General features: G+C 55.9%; 27 protein-coding genes and 2 tRNA genes. 11 read left to right on the top strand and 18 right to left on the bottom strand.

Features of this window, described 5'->3' with window-relative positions; all coding sequences use genetic code 11:
- The first annotated feature begins 147 nt into the window (after positions 1-147).
- The 3 genes from AB7E06_RS01450 to AB7E06_RS01460 all read left to right on the top strand — a co-directional run bounded on the left by AB7E06_RS01450 (position 148) and on the right by AB7E06_RS01460 (position 1,650).
- Positions 148-288: a hypothetical protein gene (locus AB7E06_RS01450; protein WP_022983530.1), complete on the top strand. Its 141-nt coding sequence runs from the start codon at positions 148-150 to the stop codon at positions 286-288.
- Entirely contained in the window at positions 278-1,201 is a 924-nt protein-coding gene (locus AB7E06_RS01455) for a prohibitin family protein (protein WP_094195906.1), read from the top strand. The genes AB7E06_RS01450 and AB7E06_RS01455 overlap by 11 nt, the downstream gene beginning before the upstream one ends.
- Positions 1,202-1,290: 89 nt before the next feature.
- Entirely contained in the window at positions 1,291-1,650 is a 360-nt protein-coding gene (locus tag AB7E06_RS01460; protein WP_094195907.1) for a DUF4870 family protein, read from the top strand.
- 24 nt (positions 1,651-1,674) lie between these two features.
- Here AB7E06_RS01460 and AB7E06_RS01465 read toward each other — a convergent pair whose 3' ends face one another.
- From AB7E06_RS01465 to AB7E06_RS01480, 4 genes are all read right to left on the bottom strand, one after another.
- Complete coding sequence (locus AB7E06_RS01465) at positions 1,675-1,893, bottom strand: helix-turn-helix transcriptional regulator (protein WP_427954924.1); 219 nt, start codon at positions 1,891-1,893, stop codon at positions 1,675-1,677.
- 18 nt (positions 1,894-1,911) lie between these two features.
- Positions 1,912-2,658, bottom strand: coding sequence for an AraC family ligand binding domain-containing protein (locus tag AB7E06_RS01470; protein ID WP_427954814.1), 747 nt, complete (start codon positions 2,656-2,658; stop codon positions 1,912-1,914).
- A 210-nt stretch (positions 2,659-2,868) separates the two neighbouring features.
- On the bottom strand, positions 2,869-3,939 hold the full coding sequence (locus tag AB7E06_RS01475) for a nitrilase (protein ID WP_395029476.1): 1,071 nt from the start codon (positions 3,937-3,939) through the stop codon (positions 2,869-2,871).
- 219 nt (positions 3,940-4,158) lie between these two features.
- Positions 4,159-4,416, bottom strand: coding sequence for a hypothetical protein (locus AB7E06_RS01480; RefSeq protein ID WP_094195910.1), 258 nt, complete (start codon positions 4,414-4,416; stop codon positions 4,159-4,161).
- A 113-nt stretch (positions 4,417-4,529) separates the two neighbouring features.
- Here AB7E06_RS01480 and AB7E06_RS01485 point away from each other — a divergent pair, with 113 nt between their 5' ends.
- Positions 4,530-5,120 (top strand): phenylacetic acid degradation protein PaaY, encoded by a 591-nt coding sequence (locus AB7E06_RS01485; protein WP_094198279.1) that lies wholly within the window; start codon positions 4,530-4,532, stop codon positions 5,118-5,120.
- Positions 5,121-5,253: 133 nt separating this feature from the next.
- Positions 5,254-5,442, top strand: a complete 189-nt coding sequence (locus AB7E06_RS01490; RefSeq protein ID WP_395029478.1) for a hypothetical protein — start codon at positions 5,254-5,256, stop codon at positions 5,440-5,442.
- A 169-nt stretch (positions 5,443-5,611) separates the two neighbouring features.
- Here AB7E06_RS01490 and AB7E06_RS01495 read toward each other — a convergent pair whose 3' ends face one another.
- Genes AB7E06_RS01495 through AB7E06_RS01505 form a run of 3 tightly spaced genes read right to left on the bottom strand, consistent with a single transcriptional unit; the run spans position 5,612 to position 9,355 of the window.
- Positions 5,612-6,616: an extracellular solute-binding protein gene (locus AB7E06_RS01495; protein WP_125276961.1), complete on the bottom strand. Its 1,005-nt coding sequence runs from the start codon at positions 6,614-6,616 to the stop codon at positions 5,612-5,614.
- A gap of 16 nt (positions 6,617-6,632) precedes the next feature.
- Positions 6,633-8,300, bottom strand: a complete 1,668-nt coding sequence (locus AB7E06_RS01500) for an ABC transporter permease (RefSeq protein ID WP_094195913.1) — start codon at positions 8,298-8,300, stop codon at positions 6,633-6,635.
- 5 nt (positions 8,301-8,305) lie between these two features.
- A complete protein-coding gene (locus AB7E06_RS01505) occupies positions 8,306-9,355 on the bottom strand; it encodes an ABC transporter ATP-binding protein (RefSeq protein WP_094195914.1) in 1,050 nt (349 codons plus the stop codon).
- 655 nt (positions 9,356-10,010) lie between these two features.
- Here AB7E06_RS01505 and AB7E06_RS01510 point away from each other — a divergent pair.
- The 3 genes from AB7E06_RS01510 to AB7E06_RS01520 are packed head-to-tail and all read left to right on the top strand — an operon-like array spanning position 10,011 to position 12,887.
- Positions 10,011-11,129 carry an NAD(P) transhydrogenase subunit alpha gene (locus AB7E06_RS01510; protein WP_395029479.1) on the top strand — a complete coding sequence of 373 codons (1,119 nt, stop codon included), beginning with the start codon at positions 10,011-10,013 and terminating at the stop codon, positions 11,127-11,129.
- A gap of 4 nt (positions 11,130-11,133) precedes the next feature.
- Positions 11,134-11,454, top strand: coding sequence for an NAD(P) transhydrogenase subunit alpha (locus AB7E06_RS01515; protein ID WP_009457776.1), 321 nt, complete (start codon positions 11,134-11,136; stop codon positions 11,452-11,454).
- On the top strand, positions 11,451-12,887 hold the full coding sequence (locus AB7E06_RS01520) for an NAD(P)(+) transhydrogenase (Re/Si-specific) subunit beta (RefSeq protein WP_094195916.1): 1,437 nt from the start codon (positions 11,451-11,453) through the stop codon (positions 12,885-12,887). Before AB7E06_RS01515 ends, AB7E06_RS01520 begins: the two co-directional genes overlap by 4 nt.
- 83 nt (positions 12,888-12,970) lie before the next feature.
- On the opposite strand, the gene AB7E06_RS01525 is transcribed toward AB7E06_RS01520, so the two are convergent.
- From AB7E06_RS01525 to AB7E06_RS01540, 4 genes are all read right to left on the bottom strand, one after another.
- The gene (locus tag AB7E06_RS01525; RefSeq protein WP_026484259.1) at positions 12,971-13,303 is read right to left on the bottom strand and encodes a hypothetical protein; all 333 of its coding nucleotides are present in this window, start codon (positions 13,301-13,303) and stop codon (positions 12,971-12,973) included.
- A gap of 86 nt (positions 13,304-13,389) precedes the next feature.
- On the bottom strand, positions 13,390-13,773 hold the full coding sequence (locus AB7E06_RS01530) for a hypothetical protein (RefSeq protein WP_094195917.1): 384 nt from the start codon (positions 13,771-13,773) through the stop codon (positions 13,390-13,392).
- A 515-nt stretch (positions 13,774-14,288) separates the two neighbouring features.
- Positions 14,289-14,365 (bottom strand) — tRNA-Arg (locus AB7E06_RS01535).
- A gap of 528 nt (positions 14,366-14,893) precedes the next feature.
- Positions 14,894-14,970: transfer RNA gene (locus tag AB7E06_RS01540), tRNA-Arg, on the bottom strand.
- 275 nt (positions 14,971-15,245) lie between these two features.
- Between AB7E06_RS01540 and AB7E06_RS01545 the strand changes: the two genes are divergently transcribed.
- Positions 15,246-16,415, top strand: coding sequence for an alpha-hydroxy acid oxidase (locus tag AB7E06_RS01545; protein ID WP_094195918.1), 1,170 nt, complete (start codon positions 15,246-15,248; stop codon positions 16,413-16,415).
- Here the strand turns inward: AB7E06_RS01545 and AB7E06_RS01550 are convergent.
- The 7 genes from AB7E06_RS01550 to AB7E06_RS01580 form a co-directional block, all read right to left on the bottom strand.
- Complete coding sequence (locus tag AB7E06_RS01550) at positions 16,409-17,422, bottom strand: glutathione S-transferase family protein (RefSeq protein ID WP_427954823.1); 1,014 nt, start codon at positions 17,420-17,422, stop codon at positions 16,409-16,411. The two genes, AB7E06_RS01545 and AB7E06_RS01550, sit on opposite strands and share 7 nt — an antisense overlap.
- Positions 17,423-17,436: 14 nt before the next feature.
- Complete coding sequence (gene wrbA, locus AB7E06_RS01555; RefSeq protein ID WP_427954825.1) at positions 17,437-18,036, bottom strand: NAD(P)H:quinone oxidoreductase; 600 nt, start codon at positions 18,034-18,036, stop codon at positions 17,437-17,439.
- A gap of 179 nt (positions 18,037-18,215) precedes the next feature.
- Positions 18,216-18,623 (bottom strand): PaaI family thioesterase, encoded by a 408-nt coding sequence (locus AB7E06_RS01560; RefSeq protein WP_108727936.1) that lies wholly within the window; start codon positions 18,621-18,623, stop codon positions 18,216-18,218.
- A gap of 6 nt (positions 18,624-18,629) precedes the next feature.
- A complete protein-coding gene (locus tag AB7E06_RS01565; protein WP_094195922.1) occupies positions 18,630-18,944 on the bottom strand; it encodes an I78 family peptidase inhibitor in 315 nt (104 codons plus the stop codon).
- Between the two features lie 58 nt (positions 18,945-19,002).
- Complete coding sequence (locus tag AB7E06_RS01570) at positions 19,003-19,620, bottom strand: DNA-3-methyladenine glycosylase (protein WP_427954828.1); 618 nt, start codon at positions 19,618-19,620, stop codon at positions 19,003-19,005.
- Positions 19,613-20,650, bottom strand: coding sequence for an adenosine deaminase (locus tag AB7E06_RS01575; protein WP_427954830.1), 1,038 nt, complete (start codon positions 20,648-20,650; stop codon positions 19,613-19,615). The genes AB7E06_RS01570 and AB7E06_RS01575 overlap by 8 nt, the downstream gene beginning before the upstream one ends.
- Positions 20,651-20,708: 58 nt before the next feature.
- Positions 20,709-21,089, bottom strand: a complete 381-nt coding sequence (locus AB7E06_RS01580; protein ID WP_125276954.1) for a DUF423 domain-containing protein — start codon at positions 21,087-21,089, stop codon at positions 20,709-20,711.
- A gap of 92 nt (positions 21,090-21,181) precedes the next feature.
- Here AB7E06_RS01580 and AB7E06_RS01585 point away from each other — a divergent pair, with 92 nt between their 5' ends.
- Entirely contained in the window at positions 21,182-22,186 is a 1,005-nt protein-coding gene (locus AB7E06_RS01585; protein ID WP_427954832.1) for a magnesium and cobalt transport protein CorA, read from the top strand.
- Positions 22,187-22,227: 41 nt separating this feature from the next.
- Entirely contained in the window at positions 22,228-23,829 is a 1,602-nt protein-coding gene (locus tag AB7E06_RS01590; protein ID WP_427954834.1) for an acyl-CoA dehydrogenase family protein, read from the top strand.
- Positions 23,830-23,873: the final 44 nt, after the last annotated feature.

The following is a 23,873-nucleotide window of genomic DNA, read 5'->3' on the forward strand; positions in this document are numbered from 1 at the left end:
CTAGGATGCTGCAAGGGCGTCCGTTGATGATTTCTTACCGGCAATATGGCTCATTTGTCATATTTTGACGCTTATTTTCTGAGCATGGCATAGGGAATCGGGGATAATTGCCGTCTGTTTGAAATCTAGTGGGAAGACTGAAGCGTCATGCGTATCATCTTGATTTTGTTGGGGGCCGCTGTGCTGGCCTACCTGATTGCCAAAGGCATACGGCAACTGATGGTGGAACGTCGTCAATTAAAAGACCAGACGCGTCAGCCACATAAAGGAAGCCGTGATGAGCACTGATAAAAATCCATTAACGAAACTGGCTGCTAAAGCGAAGTCAGAAGGTGGCACGACCAATTTCTCCAAGGGACTGGGCTTTCTGGGGGCCGCTGTTGTTATTTTCCTGATCCTGATTGTGGCCTCCATGGGCTCGTTCTTGCAGGTCGATCAGGGTGAACGTGGCGTGGTGCTGCGTAACGGTAAGTTGGTGCGCGTGGCCGAACCTGGCTTGGACTTTAAGGTTCCGTTCTTTGATACGGTACGCAAGATCTCGGTACGTGATCACACGGTTCGCATGCAGCTTGAGGCGTATAGTTTTGACCAGCAGTCTGCCTCCATGGTGGCCTCGGTAACGTATCGAGTGCCTGAAACCGATGTGGCCCAGTTGTACTCCGAATACGGTTCGCTGGAAGCTTTGGAGGCCCGCTTGCTGGAGCGCAAGGCTCTGGACGTAATCAAGAACGTGTTCGGTAAGTACACCGCCGCTCAGTCCATTCAGAATCGTGAAAAACTCGGTGCTGACATTAACGAGGCCATGCGCGTGACTCTGGAGTCTGCCCCCATGCAGATGATGGGTGTACAGGTTGAGGAAGTGTCTTTTTCCAAAGCGTACGAGCAGTCGATTGAAAACCGCATGTTGGCCCAGGTTCAAATTGAAACCACGCGCCAGCAAAAAGAAACCGCTTCTATTCAGGCTGAAATCCAGGTGGTGCAGGCCGAAGCAGAGGCTCGCGCTCAACGCGAACGCTACATGGCTGAAGCCGATGGTATTCGTCTGCGTGGTGAAGCTGAGGCCAAGGCGATTTCTGCCAAGGCTCAGGCATTGGCCCAGAACACCAATCTGGTCAACTTGAATGCAGTGGAAAAGTGGGACGGTAAACTACCAGAAAGTCTGGTTCCCGGTTCTGCCATGCCCTTTATCGGACTGCGTTAATTTATTGACAGTCGTTAGCCCGAACAGCGTTTCTCCGGTAGCGTTACAGCAAAGGTAACGCTACCGTTTGTTTTTCCAAGGAGTGATCAATGAATGATGATATGAATCCGGTTCCACAAGACGAGGGTACCAAGCAGTTGGTCAACCTACGTAACCTGACATTAATCAATTACGCCCTGTACATCTTGTCCATGTTTGGCGGTATTACCGCCTTGGTCGCCATCATCATCAATTACATCAAACGTGATGAGGTTCGCGGCACTTACCTGGAGTCGCACTTCGATTGGCAAATCCGTACTTTCTGGTGGGGCCTGGTTGGCGTGGTGCTGTCGTTCTTGCTGATGGCGATTCTGGTCGGTTTTGTGACTATCGTGATTGTGGGCGTGTGGATCGTGTACCGCCTGGTCAAAGGCCTGTTGGCATTGAATGACGGCAAGGCCATTGCCTGATTGCCAGAACGCCGGGCCGTCTGATCAGATAGGCTTTGAGTCTGCTTGGGCCAGGGCCCGCATATTCTCGCGGACCTCTTTCGGCGGCACTCCGAAGTGCCGTCGAAATGCCCGGCTGAAATGGGCAGAGCTGCTGAACCCCCAGTGGTAAGCAATTTCTGTGATGGTCCTGTGCTGATGGGCCAGTTGGCGTAAATCCTGTTCAGCGCCTTGCAAGCGCATGGACCAGATCCAGCTTGTCAGTGAGTTGGCCTCGCCCTCCTAGGCGCGGTGTACGGTGCTGGGCGTCAGGTCCAAGCGTTTGGCAATTTTGCCTATATTCAATTGAGGATCGCGCAGATTCTCCAGCACATAGGCTTTGATGCGGTCGCGCCGTACAGACCCTGTGTTGTCCTGTAAAGGCAGGCCGCCCAGATTCTCTGCTAGCGTCGCCACCAGAATGCTGACCAAGCTGTCAGCAAGCGACGTATCTACACTGGGACCTCCGGAAGGGGGGCAGTCGGTTAGCTCGCTGACCATATGGGAGAGCAAGCGTGCCGTGCCCGATTGCGCGCTGGTGATTTTGCAGGCTGTCATGTCCTCGGCATTGTGCAAACGATTGCGCAAAATGGAGCCGGGCAAGGAAAGTACATACTGCTCAAAGTCCTGATCAAACAGAAGCTGATAGGGACGGGTGGAGTCGTACAAGGCCAATTCACCGGGTTGCAGGTAAGCGGTCTTGTCATCCTGAACCAGCTTTCCCGCTCCGGCCACTTGTATGCTGAGCAGAAAAATGTCCTCGGATGCTCTGGAGATTTGCAGCGGCGTGCGCAGGACTGTCTGTGTGGTCGAGGTGATATGAGAGAGGCTGACAGCGGCCAGTTCATGGCGCGTGATGGCACCGAAGAAGGGGGCAGAGGAACGGGAGGGGACGGTGCACTCCAGTTGTACATAGGCCTTATTGACGGCCTCCATCCAGTAGGGCGCGCGCCGGGTAGGGGGAATTGCCGTGGTGGACCATTGCTCCATTGATGACCTCTGCGTCGTGTATCCGAATGCTGACGGCAGGACTGCGATCAACTGGACTGACTAAGTATCGGGCAAGATCTTTGGTTTGCACCAGACCAGAAATAGCGGCGGGTGACGATAATTTCCGACCAGGATGAGGCGGTGACCGCAACGAGAAGGCAATAGAAAGCAAGGCCTGGGCAGTCTGTCCGGGCCTTGCTTTCTGGGCGATCAGGACGGTTCCTGCACCAACAGTGTGTCCGATTCCTGGATCTGGCTGACGGCAACTGGTGCAATCGTACTGGGTGTGAGTGGTTCGCAGGCCTCTTCCTTGATCAGGCTTTGGGAGTGAACCCGTGTCATGGGCTCACGGTGCCCCAAATCCAGTACCAAACGGGTAGCCTCAGGTTTGGAATAGTGACCTGCGGGGTCGTTGATTGCCTTGGCGAAGGCAATTTCTTCCATGTTCAGGTCGGCAATGATCAGGCCTTCGGCATCGTGCGGCAGGTAGGGGGCCAGTGTGCGTCCGTCTGGCGCAAAAATCATGGAACTGCCACCGCCCATGGTCAATAAGGAGGCGTTGTGCTCTCCCACTTCCAGCATGTCCAGCGTCTCTTGAGTGACCACACTGCTGGCGGCGATGGTAAAGCATTGGCCTTCGACCGAATAGATTTGCGAGGCAGCCATGTTTACTTTGGCGCTGAGAGCATGGGCCTGTTCACTGTACAGCGAAAAAGACGGCCAGGCGGCAATGTGAATGGCTTCGTGCTGGGAGTACAGCGCGTACTTGCTCAAGGGAGACAGGTGCTCCCAGCAGCACAGCGCACCGACGCGGCCCAGCTCGGTGTCGGACACAATCAGATCATGGGCATAGCCTTCACCAAACACGGTGCGCTCGACATGTGTGGGTTTAAGTTTGCGGCGCGACCACAGCATCTCGCCTTTGTCGTCAATCAGGCATTGGCCCAGATACAGGCTGCCACCACTGCGCTCGCTATAGCCCAAGGCAATGAAAATGCCCAAGGTCCGTGCGGCCTGGGCAATGCGTTGAAATTCCGCACTGTCCAGCGAGAGCGAGTTGGCATAGTAGCGGGCACTGTATTTCAGCGACCAGGCCGGTGCGCCCAACCAGACGTGGAAGGGGTAGCCTGGTAGCCAGGTTTCACCAAACACGATCAGGTCGCAGCCCTCATCGCGGGCCTGACGAGCCAGCTCAATGGTTTTATCAACCCCTGCTGCCAGATCGTAGTTGGGAGAGGCGGCCTGTACGGCGGCTGCCCGGACGATTTTTCTTGTCTGCATACATCCTCCTTGTCGCGGTATCCGCGATTCTGATCGTCAGACCGCGCTGCTTACTGAGCCCGGCCATTTTGGTTTGCGTCAGTGTAGGAGGGGTGGGCGGCGCTGAATTGACTGACAGGCGCAGGATGCTTGACTGGGAGTCGCAAGCATGGGGTCAGGAGGGGTTCATCCTGATCCGGCCGTCCATGCAGTGAACAAGCAGGGAGTGAACTATCCGGCCTAAGGTGCGAAGCTGTATTGCACCGTCAGCCCCATGCCCAAGACCCACAGAATCAGGGGAATGGGGCGCATCAGCAAGCCGGGAATGGCGCGCAGAATAAAGCCGATCAAGCGGGTGAACAGCCAGAGCAGGGGTGGCGATTGATCTTTTTCCTTCATATAGAGGATGCCTTGCGACAGCAAAAAGGACTGCGACAAGTAGGCGGCGTAAAACACCATGCCCAAGAAAAAAGCCAGCCAGTAATACAACATGCTCATAGGGTGCAAAAAGAAAGAGTACGGCGCATTATATCGGTCTGTAGCAGCTATGATCGTATTTTTGGCCGGACCTGGGGCCGGCTGTGGGTGCAGGCTTTTTGTACGAGGCAGGTATGCAAAATATTTATTCTATTGATGGGCTGGTGCCTGTGGTTCACCCCACGGCCTATGTTCATCCTACCGCTGTACTGATTGGTGACGTCATTATTGGTGAGGGCGTGTATATCGGCCCTTTGGCCAGTTTGCGAGGGGACTTCGGGCGCATCATCATGAAGGCCGGCTCCAATATTCAGGACACCTGTGTTATTCACGGCACGCCTTATCAGGATACGGTGGTGCATGAGGATGGCCACGTCGGACACGGCGCGGTGCTGCACGGCTGCGTCATTGGTCGCAACGTGTTGGTGGGCATGAATGCGGTCGTCATGGACGCGGCGGACATCGGTGCAGACAGCATTATTGGTGCGATGGCCTTTGTGAAAAAAGGCATGCAAGTGCCTCCCCGCAGTCTGGTGGCGGGGTCCCCGGCGACGGTGGTCAAAGAGCTGGATCAGAAAGCCATTGATGGCAAATTCTTCGGCACGCGTATGTACCAGCGATTGGCGCAGCGTTCTTTGGCAACGATGCAACGCGTGGAGCCCTTGACGGAAGTGGAAGCAGACCGCCCGCGTTTGCGTGAAGATCAGATTTATCCGGTTGATTAAGCGAAGCGGGGCTTGAATGGAGATTTGCTTCCATCAGGATCCCGTTCTTGTTGCTGATTTATGCGCCGATTTGCATCAGCACGGGGCTATTTATTGGCACTCCATGCGCCCTAATTTTCGGCTTGTGTTTGATATGGTGAAACAACAGGGGCTGGAGGTTCTGCCCTTGGCGGCCAATGTAGGCGGGGACTTTTTAAACTACATCATTCGTCTTGATTGTGTGGAGCAAGAGGGTTTGGAGGCTACAGGACAGCGAGTCTCGGCGGCGATGGCTCGATGGATGGAGCTTGGTGAGCCGGTGCCGCATATTGAACGACTCTGAGAGGGTTAGAGCGGATCTTGCTTCTTTTTTGGGCGTCGTTTTTTAGCGGTGATAAAAAACCCTTGGTGCGGAGCGAAGCCCACACCAAGGGTTTTGTCTTGAGTTCTGATCAAGCAACTGGTGGGGTAGGCCCACTTGGCGTCGCTGTTCAGTTCGGGGCTTGGCTGGTTTATTTACCCGCTGCTGCCAACGCCTGTTTCCAGGCCTCGATGACTGTTTCGTACTCGGCAGCGGCCTTCAAGGGGTCGGTGCTGGCAATCTTGATCTGATCCAGATTAGGTAGTTTGGTCAGTTCGGCCACATTGATGTCGCTGCGGGTGGGGCGGCGGAAGTTCTCAACCAGTTCGGCTTCCTGAACCTCTTTGGACAGTAGAACATCGACCAGTTTGCGCGCTGCTTCCTGGCCGTTCTTGGGGTTCTTGATGACAGCTACGCCTTCAGGGGCGATGAAGGTGCCGTCTTCAGGGTAGACCAGCTCAATGCCTTTCTGACCACCAGCCACATAGGCGTAAGCGGCGTATTCCATGGTCACGCCCAAGGGGTACTCGCCGTTTGCCACACTTTTGTAAACCTGGCCCGAGCTCTTGGACACGATCACGTTGGCCGCCAGCTTTTGCAGGCCTTCAGCGCCATACAGTTGGTAGATGCCGTAAACCTGGTCGTAAGCACTGCCCGACGAGGCGGGGTCACCAATAATGACTTTGCCTTTCCACTGGGGATCGAACAGATCAGCCCAGGTCTTGGGAGCAGCCAAGCCTTTGAGCTGACGGTCGTTGACCATGATGACCATGACGTGCGCGTTGGAGCTGGTCCACAGGCTGTCCTTGCCGTGGAAGGCTTCAGGAATGGCCTTGTTCTCGGGCGACTCGTAAGCCTCGAAGTTCTGCTGGAAAGCGGCCATGGTGCCGTAGCCAGTGCCCCATACCACGTCACCGAGCGGGTTCTGCGATTCGGCTTCGATACGCTTCATCAAGGCGCCAGCGCCCGAAGTCACTTGTTGAATGGACAGGTCAGAAGCAGTCTTTCGAGCGATTTCCAGCGCTGTATCAATGGTTTGTACATTGTTGGGCGTGTACATCACGGCATTGGCGGCCAGGGCGGTACCGGACAGGGACAGGGCGCCGACACTGAAGGAGAGTGCCAGACCAGTTTTCAAAAAACGTGTAGTCAGCATAGTGAGCCTTTTTAGATTAGCGGCTGGAAAACAAATCCAGCTTGAGAAAACGGATAGCCAGATAAATCGGCACCAGAATCACGACCATCAGGATCACCCCGTAAGCCGAAGCACGGGCCAGAAAGCCGGCGTCGATCTGACGGAACATCTGGATGGGCATGGTTTCCATACCACCGTAATACAGCACGATAGTGGCGGAAATTTCAGCCAGTGAAGTGACCCACATCAGGATGGCCGCGCCCAGAATGGCGGGCTTCATCAAGGGCAGAACCACTTTGAAGAAACTCTGGAAGGGGCTGACACCCAGATTGATGGAAGCCTCTTCGATAGAGTCGGGAATGTTGTAGAGCGAGGCCGAGGCCGAGCGAATGGAAAAAGGCACTTTACGCACAAAGTACGCACCGGCCATGATCACCCAAGTGCCGGTCAGCACCAGCATGCCGCTGTTGTAGGTCTGGATCAGGGCAATACCCAGCACGGTGCCGGAAATGGCCAAAGGCAGCATCACCATATAGTCCAGTGCAGTCACCACGAACAAACGTTTTTTCACGATCAGGTAACTGCAGATCGTGGCAAAGCAGGTGCCTGCAACGGTGGCAACACTGGCCAGCATCAGCGAGTTCAAGATGGGCTCGGGGGCGTAGCGCAGGGCACGCTCCATATTGTCCAGGGTGAAGGTGCCGTACTGCATGACCGGGCCGCTGGCTTTGGTGAAAGCACCCATCAGCACGATAAAGGCCGGGATCAGCGAGAAGGTGACAAACATCACCGCACCGATGGTCAGCAAGATACCGGCCAGACCTTGAGCGCGAACCGGACGCGGGGCACGGCCTTGCTGCATCTGGAAGGTCTTGCGCTCCAGTACCCGTTTCTGAATGAATAACACCGCACCGACCAGAATCACGGACACCACGGCCAGCACGCCTTGCATGGTGGGGTTGCCGCTCATCTCGGACAGGAAGGTGGTGTAGGTCAGCGAGGACAGAACATCAACCTGACCACCCAGAATCATGGGGATGGAGAAGTTGTCTACGGCCAGCGTGAACACAATCATGGCATTGACCAGCAAGGCAGGCATCAGCACCGGGAAGGTCACGCTCAGCGCTCGCTTGAAGTTGGTGGCACCCAGGTTCACGGCCGCTTCTTCCAGCGTGCCATCAATGGCTTTGAGCGCAGCCAGCATGCCGATATACACGTAGGTGTAATCGTTCAGGATCAGCACGTAGGACATGCCGAACCAGCCATAGAAGCTGGGCAGATCAATACCGATGCTTTCCAGGGCCAGACGCACCACGCCGTTATTGCCCAGCAGCATCAGCCAGGCCTGCGAGACGATAATGTCGGGTAGCACGATGGTGGTTAAAGGCAGGATCGCCACAATGGCTTTGCCGGGGAAGTCGTAGCGGGCTACCACATAGGCCAGCGGGGCGCCCAGCAGTAAGGTCCCAACGGTGGAGATCAGCCCCAGTTTGATGGTGTTGAAGAAAGCTTCAACATAGCGCGGGTCGCTGAAGAAGGTTTCAAAGCCATGCAGGCTGGGCATGCCCGTTGCCGGGTTGATAATGCTTTGATAGAACAGAGAGGCGAGGGGCCAGACGACCCAGAACACCAGCACCACCAGACAAATCAGGGCGGGTAGGAACCAGGGGGAACGAAGGGCCAGGGGTCTTGCAGCAATAGCCATGGGTCTTAGGCCTCGACCAGACGGCATTCAGGACTAAAGCTCAGATTCACCGAGCCACCTGCAGACAGATGTGGGTCCTGGGCGGCAGCAACGTCAGCAATAATGGGTTTGCCGTCGCTCAACTTCAGGCTGTAGGCCGTTTTAGTCCCTAGGTACTGGCGTGCCACGACTTGAGCGGGGATGCTGCCAGCCTGGGCTTCGGTATGCAGGGTGATGTTTTCGGGGCGTACTGCCAGCAGCACCTGACCATCAGGGGGCGGGCTGTTTACCAGAATGTGTCCGCCGGCAATACTGACGGTGGTGTGATCGGCGTCCACATGTACACCCAGAGTGTCGATCAGGTTGGCCGCGCCAATAAAGTCGGCGGCATAGGCGGTACGCGGTGTGGCGTACATGGCTTCGGGGGTATCGAGCTGATCGATACGGCCCTGGCGCAACAAGGCAATGCGATCCGACATGGACAGGGCTTCTTCCTGGTCATGCGTCACGAAAATAGCCGTGATGTTGGATTCTTGCTGCAATTCGCGGATGACCTGGCGCATTTGAATACGCAGCTTGGCATCCAGATTGGACAAGGGTTCATCCATCAACAAGACTCGAGGCTCGATCACCAGGGCGCGGGCCAGGGCCACACGCTGGCGCTGGCCGCCGGACAGCTCGGCCGGGTAGCGCTGGGCCATGCCGCCCAGCTCAACGCGGTCCAGGATATAGGCGACTTTTTTCTTGATGTCGCTGCTGCTGACCTTGCGCACCCGCAAGCCATAAGCCACATTGTCAAATACGGTTTTATCGGGGAACAGCGCGTAGTCCTGGAACACCATGCCGGTCTCGCGTTTGTGCGCGGGCAGATAGGTAATATCTTCCTTGTCCAGAAACAGACGGCCTTCATCGGGGATGATGAAACCGGCAATCATACGCAGCAACGTGGTTTTCCCACAGCCGCTGGGCCCTAGTAACGTGAAGAACTCGCCATGCCGGATTTGCAGGCTCAATTCATTGATGATGGTGTTGCTGCCGTAGCGTTTCACTACGCGATCGATGTGGATTTCTGCCATGGGGATAGATCAGCCTGGGGCTCAAGAGTGCAGGTAAACCGACAAGCAGGGGAGCGCTTGCCTAGGCTTTAAAAAGAGGCAGCTCAGCGGCTATTGACGAGGTAAACCTAGCGGTAGCGGGATTCTGAGCGAACATTACAGATTAATGACAAGTTTTATAAGAAGTTGCTATCTTAGCAGCAGGCCAATACTTGTAGTTTTAATTATCAGGCGTCTAAGTCCAAGGCAAAGGCTGATTGCATCAGTGTTACCGGGCAGGCAAGCAAAAAAAATCCGTAGAACAAGCATCCTATTGCGATAATCAGGTGGTAGTAATGTGTCTTGCTTTTTCGTCTAAAGCGGTCTAGTGCGAGTTAGGGTTTCTTGTGTCAAATAAAGGCCCTTATAGTGAGTTCAAAAAGAATGGTGGTTTCCTGCAAAAGGCAGGGGTGGGAGAGGGATACAACGGGGTAGGTATTTATCCTGTTCAAGCAGGTCTGCAATAGGCCTGCTCATGCACATCCGAATTTATAGATGGTGTTCCGGTGTTGTGGACAGACACAGACCGGGCCGGAGAGGTTGTTGGGTCGTGTCCCCTTGGGGGACAGACTCACCCATCCGGGTACTGCACGTCGTCAGAGATCATAGAAGTTAGTTAATTAACTGGAGATTGAAGATGCGACTGGGTGTACTAAGCCCCCGGGGGACCGGGGAAAAGAGGGTAGCGGCCACGCCCGATACCATCAAGGCTTACCGCAAGGCGGGCCATGATGTGATTATCGAGGCGGGTGCCGGACAGGGTATTGCCAGCTCGGATGCTGACTACGAGGCAGCAGGGGCAACGATAGGCGATCCCTATCAAGCCACCGTGCTGCTGGTAGTGGGCCCGGCTGATGTTGATTCGGCACGTTTACGTGCCGAGCATGTGGTCGTCGGTATGCTGGACCCTTACGAGAGCGAGGGTCTGGACAGGTTGGCCTCTTCGGGCTGCCAGGCATTTGCCCTGGAGCTGATCCCGCGCACTACGCGGGCGCAAAGCATGGACGTTCTGTCCTCACAAGCCAATATTGCCGGTTATGCCGCAGTGCTGAAAGCGGCCACCTTATATCCCCGATTCTTCCCCATGATGATGACCGCAGCGGGCACCGTCAAAGCGGCCCGAGTTGTGGTGCTGGGCGCGGGTGTGGCCGGTTTGCAGGCGATTGCGACAGCACGTCGTCTGGGAGCGGTGGTGGAAGCCTCTGACGTGCGTCCTGCCGCGCGTGAGCAGATCGAGTCCTTGGGTGGCAAGTTTATTGACGTGCCCTACGAGACGGATGAAGAGCGTGAGGCGGCGCAAGGGGTAGGCGGTTATGCTCGTCCCATGCCCGCTTCCTGGTTGCAACGGCAGGCGGCGGTGGTGGCGGCACGTTGCGCACAGGCCGACGTCATCATCACCACGGCATTGATTCCGGGGCGCCCTGCTCCGCGTCTGATTGCCGAGGATGTGGTGCAGTCCATGCGAGCGGGTTCGGTCATTGTTGATCTGGCCGCGGCCCGTGGCGGTAACTGCGCCTTGACCGAGGCGGATCAGATTGTGGAAAAACATGGCGTGACCCTGGTGGGCGAGACTAACTTCCCGGCCCGTGTGGCCGCGGATGCCTCTGCCTTGTACGCACGCAATATTCAACAGTTCCTGGGCTTGATGCTCAAGGATCAGTCTGACGAGCTGCATATCCCTGCGGACGACGACATTGTGAATGCCAGCCGCGTTGTACAGGGTGGCAAACGACTCTTTCCACTGCAGGGAGCCTGACGCCATGGATATTATTTCTCCCCTGGTCATTAACCTGATCATCTTTGTGCTGGCCATCTACGTGGGGTACCACGTGGTCTGGACAGTGACACCCGCTTTGCACACGCCCTTGATGGCGGTGACCAACGCGATCTCGGCCATCATTATTGTGGGCGGGATGTTGGCAGCGGCCCTGACCGAAAGCCCTTGGGCGCAGGCGATGGGCATTATTGCCACCGCGCTGGCCTCGGTCAACGTGTTTGGTGGTTTCCTGGTAACCCGCCGCATGTTGGAAATGTTCAAAAAGAAGGGCGCTAAAAATACGCCCAAGGAAGGGCAGTCATGATTTCCATGAATACCGTTACCTTGTGCTATTTGCTGGCCTCGGTGTGTTTCATTCAGGCCCTGAAAGGCTTGTCGCATCCGGCCAGCTCGCGTCGTGGCAACTTGTTCGGCATGGTGGGGATGGCCTTGGCCATTGCCACTACCGCTGTGCTTATTTATAGCCTGGCCCCTGAAGGTAAAGAGCTCTCTGGCTTGCTGCGGGTTCTGATTGGTTTGGTGATTGGCGGCGTGCTGGGCACCGTCATGGCGCGTCGTGTCGAGATGACCAAGATGCCGGAACTGGTGGCCTTCATGCACAGCATGATTGGTCTGGCTGCGGTAGCCATTGCGATTGCCGTGGTGCTGGAGCCGGTGGCCTTCGGGATTGGTTCGGCCGAGGTGGCTCTGCCTATGGGTAACCGTGTGGAGCTGGCTTTGGGCGCGCTGGTCGGTGCCATTACCTTCTCCGGTTCGGTGATCGCGTTTGGCAAGCTGTCGGGCAAGTACAAGTTTCGACTGTTCCAGGGCGCACCTGTCACCTTCAAAGGTCAGCACATGCTGAACCTGCTGCTGGGGCTGTTGGCCCTGGCTTGCGGTGTGATCTTTGTGATGACCCAGGCATGGTGGGCCTTTGGCGTGCTGCTGGCCTTGTCCTTCCTGCTGGGCGTGATGTTGATCATCCCGATTGGCGGGGCAGACATGCCCGTGGTGGTGTCCATGCTGAACAGCTACTCGGGCTGGGCGGCCGCAGGGATTGGTTTCTCCCTGAACAACTCCATGCTGATCATTGCCGGTTCGCTGGTGGGCTCCTCCGGTGCGATTCTGTCCTACATCATGTGCAAGGCCATGAACCGTGCCTTCTTCAACGTGATCCTGGGCGGTTTTGGTGCCAATCCGGAAGCGGCTGCGGGTGCTGCGGATCAGGGCAGTCGTTCGGTGAAATCCGGCAGTGCTGAAGATGCCGCGTTCATGATGAGCAATGCTGAGTCCGTGGTGATTGTGCCCGGTTACGGTTTGGCCGTGGCTCGTGCTCAACACGCTTTGAAAGAGTTGTCGGACAAGCTGACCAGCCAGGGTGTGAATGTGCGCTACGCCATTCATCCGGTGGCCGGTCGTATGCCTGGCCATATGAACGTCTTGCTGGCCGAGGCGGAAATGCCTTACGAGCAAGTCTTTGAAATGGACGACATCAATAGCGAGTTTGCTCAGACCGATGTGGTGCTGGTGCTGGGGGCCAACGATGTGGTCAACCCAGCAGCTAAAAACGATCCGGCTTCGCCGATTGCGGGTATGCCAATTTTGGAGGCCTACAAAGCTCGAACCGTGATCGTGAACAAGCGCTCCATGGCTGCTGGTTATGCCGGTCTGGATAACGAACTGTTCTATATGGATAAGACCATGATGGTGTTTGGCGATGCCAAAAAGACCATCGAAGACATGGTCAAAGCGCTGTAAACCCTTTCAGTTTTAGCGCAGGCAGTAAAAAAGCGCTCTGGTTCCTTGCGGGTCAGAGCGCTTTCTTGTTGGGTAGGGTGAGCTCAGAACTTGGGGCCGGAGCGCAACTGCTCGCACATCTGATTGCGCTGGGTGTTGGTGGCGCCCTCAAGGTCCTTGCGGCCGCGCTGCAGGCCTTGCTCGAATGCCACATCGAAATCGGCCTCGCTAAGGCCCATATCCTTCATGGCTTCTTTCTGCTTGTTCTTCATGTCCTGTAATTGCGTGTCAGTGTAGTCGCCACAGACCTGGGCGGCCGCATGCATGGCGCCGCCCATCTGGGCCAGTTGGGCCGTAGGGTTGGCCTCTTGCGCGACCGACAGGCTGCAGGCGAGAAGCAGGACGGCGGGCAGAAAATGGATAGTACGTGAGATCATGATGAGTCTTGTTGCCTTGCTGTAAAAACGCCTGGGCCTAACAGCTCAGGCGTTTTGAGTATAGCGAGCCTCAAACTAAGAGATTTTTAGTTGTGCGATAAGCTGTAGTCGGAGACTTTATGGTTCTCAAAATGGATATACAGTCTGCGGCCATCTTCTTGTGTTGCCCCGGTGATGCTACTGGCGGCGCCTAGCCCGAAGGCACCCATGGCAGAGGACAGCAAGTCAGAGGTTGCATTGTTAGAGGGTGAATAGGTCCACATAGACGGACCTCTTGGGCCTTCTTGAGTGGTATCTGGTTTGCCGTAGAGCTGGCGCACTTGTTCGACGGTGGTCACGCCTGGTTTTAGGTGTGTTTGCATGTAGGCGGCAGTGAACTTGTCTTCGCCCCCTGTTCCACCACCCTGTAGGGTCTGGCAGGCTGCAAGTGGAATGGACAGTAAAAGCGTAGCGAGCATGCGACGAGTCATGGGTTTCCTCTTTAGATTAATGAACAGATCTGCTTTGTTTGTTTTTCGGGTCTATTCAAAGATGGGAATAGCCCAAGATGTGCCAACGACAGGCTGCACCGGGATATCGGTTTCAGCAGGTACAGGCCGGACGGCTCAATTTTTTCTGTCGAATGTGACTGCGTGTTGTACGCAGCCCATGGCATAAGCTCTTGGAATGGTATGTCCCCTCTTTTAATTCGTTTTGGCAATAATAGAGAGGTTTTACCCTTATTTTTTGAAATTAAAATAAAGTTTCAATTGTTACATTTAATTTGTGGCATTGGTGAGGTTCAGTTTATAAACGCTTGGACAGGGACTTAGGATTGGGGATGTGCCTTTCTGCCTGACAAGGCTGAGGGGTGGGAACAATTGACTTTGTCCGCTAAATGCAAATCACAGGAAAAAGCAGATAAAACGGGGAGGTCAGGTGGGGTAAAAAAGCGGAAAGACAAACGAAAAAAGCCACTTCCGAAGAAGTGGCTTTTTTCTTTATATGGCGCGGCTGGCAAGATTCGAACTCACGACCCCTTGGTTCGTAGCCAAGTACTCTATCCAACTGAGCTACAGCCGCTAAAGAAGTGAAACTATAGCAGATTATTTATCTGGATGACAAGCCTAAAAAGCATTTTCTTGAAATAAATACGAAATTTTTCTGAAAACACGGGGAAATAAGGCTTTGACGGCGCGTACGGAGCAGGGGGCTGCAGACTTAACCCGGCACTTTGTAGTGTCTTTAAGCCATGGTATTGATGGTTTTGCCGATGCAGGAGTGGCTTGCTGCTTGGGGAGGGGAACCATTACTCTTGGTGGCGGCTGAGTCAGAATCGAACGTGAGGAGTATTGCAGCCAATACCACCAAAGTATGGTTTGCAGAATGCTGCGGGTATTGAGTTGCCAGAAAGGCGATAAGGCCGTGAAGGAACAGTTCCTGGCTATATAAAGCCAGGACTGGTATTGCTCATTCTATTTCTTTGTTCAAGCCTGCTCGGATTGCTATTGTGGGTGGAGGCATGAGTGCCGTAGTGGATCTTTTTGCCGTCTGATATCCGAGTAGAAAGCAAAAAAGCCATTTCCGAAGAAATGGCTTTTTTACTGAATATGGCGCGGCTGGCAGGATTCGAACCCACGACCCCTTGGTTCGTAGCCAAGTACTCTATCCAACTGAGCTACAGCCGCTAAAGAAGTAGAACTATAGCACGGCCATTTTGGCTTGTCACCAAAATATCTGTTCTTTTTAGCAAAATAGTCTCTTTTTGGATTTCTCGGTATAGGGAAACGCTGGAAAGCCGCCAGGCGCAAGGCTTGTAGCCCTGCCCGGGACTGCTCACGTTCATGATTGGGCTCACGCAGAAAAATAGAGAAGGAAGAAACTTCGAACAGTCTGCTTCGGATGACTTGCCCCACAGGAAACAAAGCCGCATTATTACGCCATTGTTTTGGAGCCCAATGTCATGGATCTGTCGAAAATTACCTGCACTGAAGATTTCCGCCTGGCGGCTAAACGCCGCGTGCCCAAGATGTTTTATGACTACGCTGATTCCGGCTCCTGGACGCAGGGAACGTATCATGCGAACGAGCAGGATTTTCACAAACTGAAATTCAAACAGCGCGTGGCGGTAGATATTGACCATCGCAGCCTCAAGACCAAGCTCTTGGGTCAGGATGTGGCCATGCCCGTGGCAATTTCTCCCACTGGTCTGACGGGTATGCAGCATGCTGATGGTGAAATGCTGGCAGCCTTGGCCGCACGGGATTTTGGCATTCCTTTCACCCTGTCCACCATGAGCGTGTGCTCGCTGGAAGATGTGGCTCAGGCGACCCGCGCCCCGTTCTGGTTTCAGCTTTATGTGATGCGTGATCGCAGCTTTATTGAGAACCTGATCGCGCGTGCCAAAGCCGCCAATTGCTCGGCTTTGGTGTTGACCTTGGACTTGCAAGTGCTGGGCCAGCGTCACAAGGACATCAAAAATGGCCTGACCACACCCCCGCGTCTGACCATTCCTAATTTGCTGAATCTGGCGACCAAGCCTTATTGGTGCCGCAATATGTTGCGTACGCACCGTCGCAGCTTTGGCAATATCGTCGGTCACGCCAAGGGCGTGTCGGATCTGCGCTCCTTGTCGACCTGGACTGCCGAGCAGTTCGACCCGACCTTGAACTGGAAAGACATTGAGTGGATCAAGAATGCCTGGGGCGGAAAGCTGATTGTGAAAGGCATTATGGATGCGGACGATGCCCGTTACGCCGTCGATAGCGGCGCCGATGCCTTGATCGTGTCCAATCACGGTGGCCGTCAGTTGGATGGCGCACCGTCATCAATTTCCTGCCTGCCTGCGATCAGCAAGGCGGTGGGCGACAAGATTGAGGTGCTGGTCGATGGGGGAATCCGCAGTGGTCAGGATGTGTTGCGCGCCCGAGCCCTGGGTGCCCAAGGCGCCATGATTGGCCGTGCTTTCCTGTATGCCTTGGGTGCAGCAGGTCAGGCGGGGGTGGCCCGCCTACTGAAACTGATGGCCAATGAGCTGGATGTATCCATGGCTTTTTGCGGTCGTACCGATATCAATCAGGTAGACCGCTCCATCTTGCTCAATCCCGATATTTTTGATCGTCCCGGTTACTGAAGACCGATATGCAAGGGCCCTGGCTGGACCGGCAAATGACCGCGTCCGTGGGGCCCGTTCAGGTCCAGCACCGGGCCAGCCGGCACAATGCCGGTCGGGTTCAGTTGATGATGGCTGCTGTAGTAGTGGATCTTGATGTGATCCAGGCTGAACGTGCTGGCCACGCCGGGCATTTGGTACAGCTCCAGCATGTAATTCCATAGATTCGGATAATCAATCAGACGGCGCAGATTACATTTGAAGTGGCCGACATAAACGGGATCAAAGCGAATCAAGGTGGTAAACAGTCGCCAGTCAGCCTCGGTCAGTTGCGTACCGACCAGATAGCGTTGCTGGCTCAGGCGGGCTTCCAGTTCATCCAGGCTGTCAAACAGGGCGTGAACCGCGGTGTCGTAGGCCGCTTGTGAGCGGGCAAAACCTGCTTTGTAGACTCCGTTATTGACGGTGTCATATACATGGGCATTGATCTGGTCGATTTCACCCAGCAGCTCGGCAGGTGCCATATCCAGACTGCGCGCCCCCAAGGTATCGAATGCGCTATTGAAAATGCGCATGATCTCGGCCGACTCGTTATTGATGATCGTGCCGCGCTGCTTGTCCCACAGCACGGGGACGGTAACGCGCCCGGTAAATTGTGGGTCTGCCTTGGCATAGAGCTGATGCAGGAATTGAGCATCCATGACTGGGTCCGGCACCACGCCATCGGCCGGTTCAAAGGTCCAGCCTTGATTGTCCATGATGGGGTTTACCACCGAGACCGAAATCAGCTTTTGCAGCCCCTTTAGTTCGCGCATGATCAAGGTGCGATGTGCCCAGGGGCAGGCCAGCGAAACATACAGGTGATAGCGGTTGGCCTGGGCAGGCTGCGCTGCCTGGCCGTCCGGGCCGGGGCCGCCATCGGCCGTAATCCAGTCCCGGAAGGCAGATTGGGCACGTTGAAAGGTATCGGACTGAGTGCTGCTGACAGGCTCGTTGCTGTGCCATTGTCCATCTATCATCATGCCCATCTGTGTACTCCGTTTTAGCCTTTCAGCTTGATTGCAATTTCAGCGATATGGCGGCCTTGGTAGCGCGCGCCGTCCAGTTCGTTCTGGCTGGGCTGACGCGAACCATCGCCACCGGCAATGGTGGAGGCACCGTAAGGGCTGCCGCCAGTGACTTCATTGATCAGGGTCTGGCCTGCAAAGCTGTAGGGCAGGCCTACCACGATCATGCCAAAGTGCATCAGGTTATGAATAATGGACAGCAGCGTCAGCTCCTGCCCACCGTGTTGGGTGGCGGTAGAGGTAAAGGCACCGCCTACCTTGCCATTGAGTGCGCCACGCGCCCACAGACCACCGGCCTGATCCAGAAAACTGGCTATTTGCGAGCTGATGCGTCCGAAACGGGTGCCGGTGCCCACAATAATGGCGTCGTAGTTTTCCAGGTCGGCAATGGTGGCGACCGGAGCGTCTTGATCCAGCTTGAAATTCGCTTTTTGGGCCACCGCTTCCGGGACCAGTTCGGGGACACGCTTGATGTCCACCGTCGCGCCAGCGCTTTGTGCACCTTCGGCTACCGCTTGAGCCATTTTTTCTACGTGGCCATAGGCGGAGTAATAGAGAACCAGGACTTTTGCCATTTGAACTTCTCCAGTAAAGCGATCAACAAGGAATCGGGCGGGGTAACGGCCCCACGGCTAGGCTGGGACACATGTGCTATGACGATGATAGTCGGGCAAAGCCTGCTCTGACAAACCGTTGGGCGCACTGTTTTGTGTCAGAGTCTGTCTTGCTAAGCAAGCGGCAGTTCCGGGCAAAGTCAGCCTGGTAACAGGGCGTAGGTGGTGGTGGCGTGAGCCACCAGCTTGCCTTGATCGTCCAGCAGCTTGATATCACCAAAGACCATGCTTTTGCCACGTTTCAGTACTTGGGCGTGAACCAGCACATCCCCTTGGCTGACCGGGCGTACAAAACTGGTGTTCAGCGAAACCGTGGTCATGGGGCGAAACTCGCCCAGGCTTTGGCTGACGGCCAGCACCATGGCGGTATCGGCCGCAGCCATATAGACCTGACCGCAAACCACGCCGGCCACGTGTGTCAGTTGATCCGAGAAAGGCAGGCGCAATACAACGCCGTCTTCGCTCAGGTTTTCTACGCGCAGCTTCAGGGCTTGCACCCAGGGGGCGAACAGCGTGTCCAGCAAATGTTGGCTTTGGTCGTGAGTCATTGGGGATCAGCCGCAGTAAACAGAAATAATGTTGTTTTGTTCGTCTACGCGGATGTTCAGGCGGCTTGGGTCGTAGTCGGTGGTGTACATGCGGTCTGGGGCCAGTACGCGAGCTTTCGCAGCACCGGCTTGTTTAACAAGGCGCTCGACCTGGCTTTGGCTGGCGGTCTGGCCAGCAGGGCTCAAGGCGTCCGCATTGCACAGGCCAACAGGGGCGTCGCTGAACGAAGAGGTCGAGCTTGTTTGTGCGCTATTACCCGTGGCCGTGCAAGCTGCCAGCAAAACGGCGGGAAGGACGCTAAGTAGTACGGAAAGTCGCATGGGAAATCCTTAAAAGCAGCTGATACGCATTCAGCGTGAAGGATTAATAATACCTGTTCTACGCGGGGCGTTTAAGGCCTTTGACACTGCGTTTTGTGGTGGTTTTGCCCGGTTTGACCGATACCTGCGGATGCCGGGCAATCGAGTAGCGCAGGGGGGCCTTGGCCCAGGTTCCTGCATAGTCCACGCCAATACGTGGGCCGATCAGGATTTGCTCTGGCGGCAGAGCAGGAGCGTCCAGTAGATGCAAGGTAGGGGCGCACGCATCGGCACCGTTATAGGCCTTGTCGATACCCAGTCCTTTGCACAGACGCCCCGGGCCAGACAGGGAAGGGCCATCCTGGGGCCAGGTCCATTGCGCTGCCCGCAGCAAGACGGCTGTGCCGTCGCCCGGCATGCCACTGACGATATTCATGCAGTGGTGCAGGCCATAAATCAAATACACGTACGCATAGCCAGCCGGGCCAAACATCAGCCGTGTGCGCTCGGTAATGCCGCGCCGGCTGTGGGCAGCCTGATCTTGAGGGCCCAAATAAGCCTCGGTTTCCACAATGGTGGCACAGCGCCTGCCGCGTTCGTCATTCAAAACCAGGGTTTTTCCCAGCAATTCCAGGGCGACGTAACGTGGATCGCGGGCAAAGAACGCTCGTGGCAGGTACAGCGCGGGCTCAGTCATTTCCGGGAATCTGCTCCAGCTTGTTCAACCAGGCCTGTTTTTGCTCTTTGGGTAAAAAGGAGGAGCGCAAGCTGTTGGCTGCCAGAGTGCGTAAATCCGCTTCCTCCAGATGCAGGGCCTGGGCCGTTTGCATATAGTTGTCCAGCAGATAGCCGCCAAAATAGGCCGGGTCGTCCGAGTTCACGCAGACATTCAGGCCGCGATCCAGCAAATGCTTCAGATTGTGCTGGTGCAGGCTGTCAAAAACCTTGAGCTTGATGTTGGACAGGGGACAGACTGTCAAGGAAATGGCGTGGTCGGCCAAGTATTGCATCAGGGCCGGGTCGTCCTGGCTGCGGACGCCATGATCGATGCGTTCCACGTTCAGCAGTTGCAGGGCATCGCGGACATAGCTGGCTGGGCCTTCTTCACCGGCATGGGCGACCAGCCGGAAACCCAGCTCTCGGCAACGGGCATAGACCTTCTCGAATTTGGCGGGCGGGTTGCCTTTTTCCGAGGAGTCCAGGCCAATCGCAATCCATAGGTCGGAATACTGATTACGTAAGGGCAGGGCGGCGTCCAACGTGGCAAAAGCATCGGCTTGGCTCAGGTGACGCAGGAAACTCAAGATCAGATAGCTACTGATACCCAGCTCGGACTTGGCCTGGCGGGCGGCGCGGGCAATTCCGGCAAACACGGTTTCCATGGCAATCCCGCGTGCGGTGTGTGTTTGCGGGTCAAACATGATTTCCGTATGGACAATGCCATCGGCCTGGGCGCGTAGAAAGTAGGCCCAAGTCATGTCAAAGAAATCCTGCTCGGTGATCAGGACGCCGGCCCCTGCGTAATACAGGTCCAGAAAGGACTGTAGATCGGTGAACTGATAGGCGGCTTGCAGGCTGGCCTGATCGGGATAGGGCAGCGTAATGTGATTGCGCTGGGCCAGCTTGAAAATCAAGTCCGGTTCCAGCGTGCCTTCAATATGAAGGTGCAGTTCAGCCTTGGGCAGTTGGCGGGTAAATTCGCGTAAAGAAAAAGCGGAATCAGACACGGGGCGCTCCTGTTAAGCACACGATGCGCCCCATTATACGAAGGCGTAGGCTCTGGGGTCAGGTGTCCTTGCCACGCCAGGCGGCTATTGCCAGAAAGAGCCAGGCCAGGATCATGGCCACCCCGCCAATAGGGGTAATGGCCCCCAGCCATTTCACGCCGCTGAGCACCAGAATGTACAAGCTGCCGCTAAAAATCAGCACGCCAGCCAGCATCAGAATGGCGCTGCGGGATTGCCAGACTGTATTTAGCTGCGAGCCTAACGCGGCAATCAGCAGCAGGCCCAGGCCATGTAGCAATTGATACAGCACGGCGGTATGCCAGGTCGCCAGGGCCGATGCGTCAACCATGGCACGCAAGGCGTGAGCACCAAACGCGCCCAGGCCGACGCCCAGAGCCAGAATCAGTGCGCCCAGGCACAGGATGGATCGTGATTTCATGTCTTTCCTTGCAAGTCGCTGCCGTCGCAGCGCGCAGGCAGGCCAGTGCTATTATCGAACAAAAAAACGCGCTTTGTCTGTAAGGAGACAGCATGCAAGAAATAGCTCCGGTCCCACCAGGGGCACAAGATGTTGTGGTGGCCGCGTATCGCTATCAGTCTGGCCAGCCAGCTCAGGTTTTGGATATTCATCACCTTGCTGCGCATGACCCCTTGCAGGATGGTTTTATCTGGATTGGCTTGAAAGACCCCAGTGAGGCCACCTTGCGCGAGGTGGGGGCGCAACTGGGTCTGCCAGACAATGCTGTTGAAGAATTGATTGCTCCTCATCGCCGTCCCAAGCTGCTGGAGTTCAGTAATTGCCTGATTGTGGTTGCGGTGACGCTGGGCCTGAAGGATTTGCGCCCGCTGTTGGGTACAACACAGATTTTGATTGCCCACGGTTTGTTGCTGACGGTGCGCCGTGGTTCCAACAGCAATTACCTGCCCTTGCGCGCCCGCCTAGAAAGTACGCCCGCTTTGCTGGCGCGGGGCAGCGACTTTGTGGCCTCGGAGCTGCTGGACTTGATTGTGGACCAGTATCAGACTTCGTTGGAGCAAACCGAAAAAGCCGTAGAAGCCATTGAGCAGCAATTCCTGATTCGAGGTTTCAAGGAAAACGATGTACGGCGTATTTATCGCTTACGGCGCGACTTGCTGCGTGTCCATACGGCAGTGTCGCCGCTGGCCGAGTTGACGCGTCGCTTGTCGCGTATCGAACTTGAATATGTCGATGCGGAAAGCAGGGCCTATTTTGCTGAGGTTTCAGACCGTATTGCGCGCACGGCCGAGTTTATTAATAGTCAGCGACAAGCCCTGGCTTTTGCCTTTGAAGGCGGGTTGATGATCGGGCAGATGCAGCAAACCGATACCACCCGCAAGCTGGCCGCTTGGGCCGCTATCCTGGCCGTGCCAACTGCCGTGGCGGGGATTTATGGCATGAACTTCAAGTACATGCCGGAACTGGAGTGGACGCTGGGTTACCCCATGGCCTTGGGCTTGATGGGCAGCGTGTGCGGATTTTTGTACTGTAAATTCAAAAAGGCCAAATGGCTCTAGCCTGAAGCAAAGAGCGACAAGGCCGAAATCAAGGAGGCGAGATGGCTCTGGAACAGCAGTTACAGAATCAGGTGCCGGATTTGATGGATGATGATCTGTTTGGCGAGGATCCGGCCCTACAACATTGGCAATCTCAATTGGCCTGCCAAGAGGCCCGGCAAAGTCTGGCCGACTATGGTCAGAAACTGGGCTCTGCCTATTGGCGTGAGCAAGGAGCCTTGGCCAATCGGCAGCCGCCGCAATGGCGAGGTTGGTCTGCTCAAGGGCAGCGAATTGATCAAGTGGATTTTCATCCCGCCTGGCATCATTTGCTGAGCCTGGGCATGGAGCAGGGCTTGCATATCTGGCCTCATCAGCCCCAGCCCGGCCAGCACCTGCTACGGGCCATGGGTTTTTACCTGCATGGTCAGATCGAGGCGGGCACTTTGTGTCCCTTGACCATGACGCGCGCCGCTGCGCCTTTATTGCAGTCTGACCCGTTTCAGGAGTGGGCGGCCAAGCTGGATATCAATCAGTACGATTCGTCCAGCCAACAGATGGTAGAAAAGAGCAGTGTGCTGCTGGGCATGGGCATGACAGAAAGGCAGGGCGGCTCTGATCTGCGTGGTTGCACCACCGAAGCGCACCCCGATGGGCAGGCTTTTCGTGTTTATGGCCATAAATGGTTTTTATCTGTGCCACAAGCGGACGGACATCTGGTGCTGGCCCGTGAGCACGAGCAGTTCTCCTGCTTCCTGATGCCGCGCTATACCGAAGACGGTTTGAATCGCCGCTATATACGCAGGCTGAAAGATAAGTTGGGTAATCGTTCCAATGCCAGTGCCGAGATTGATTTTGATGGCGCTCTGGCCTGGCGTGTGGGCCAGGCCGGTCGTGGTATTGCTTTGTTGGCCGCAATGGCAGCTCGTACCCGTATTGATTGCGTGCTGGGCAGTGCGGCCCTGATGCGCCAGGCGTTGGTGCAATCTTTGCACTACTGCCAGCATCGACGCTGCTTTGGTAAACCATTGATCGATCAGCCCATGATGCAGGCGGTACTGCTGGATATGAGTCTGGAAAGCGAAGCCGCCACCCATCTGGCCCTGTTTCTGGTGGACCTGCAAGAGCGGGCCAACGATCCTGTCGCGCAGTCCGTGTTGCGTGTCCTGGCTCCAGCCGCCAAGTTCTGGGTATGCCGTCGGGCCATCGCCCTGTGTGCCGAAGCCATGGAAACCTGGGGCGGCAACGGTTATATCGAGGATGGCCCCATGCCGCGCTTGTTGCGCGAGGCTCCCGTCAATTCCATTTGGGAAGGCTCAGGCAATGTGATGTGCCTGGATGTGCAGCGCGCCTTGAGTCAGGAAGGCGTATGGGAGGCCTTGCAGGCGGACTTGCGTGCCCGCACGGGGGATGATGCGGAACTGGGGCAGGCGGCGCAGGAGGTGTTGAGCGCAGTCTCCCAGGCTGGCGGCCGTGTCTGGACGCAAAAACTGCTTACCCTGTATCAATCCTGCTTGATGCGCCAAGTAGCACCCGATGCCGTCGCAGACTTGTTCACGACTCATCGTTTACAACAAGGGCCCGCTGCCGTATTCGGGGTGGAGGGCGTGGAGCAGGCTTGCTGGTATTTGCACCGCAGCTGGCCCCGCCTGCAAGCGTCTTGACGCGGGCCTGCCTACTAGGGACATTGCTCTGGACAGGCGGTGCG

Source organism: Alcaligenes sp., from assembly GCF_050255915.1.
GTDB classification, from domain to species: domain Bacteria; phylum Pseudomonadota; class Gammaproteobacteria; order Burkholderiales; family Burkholderiaceae_B; genus Alcaligenes; species Alcaligenes aquatilis.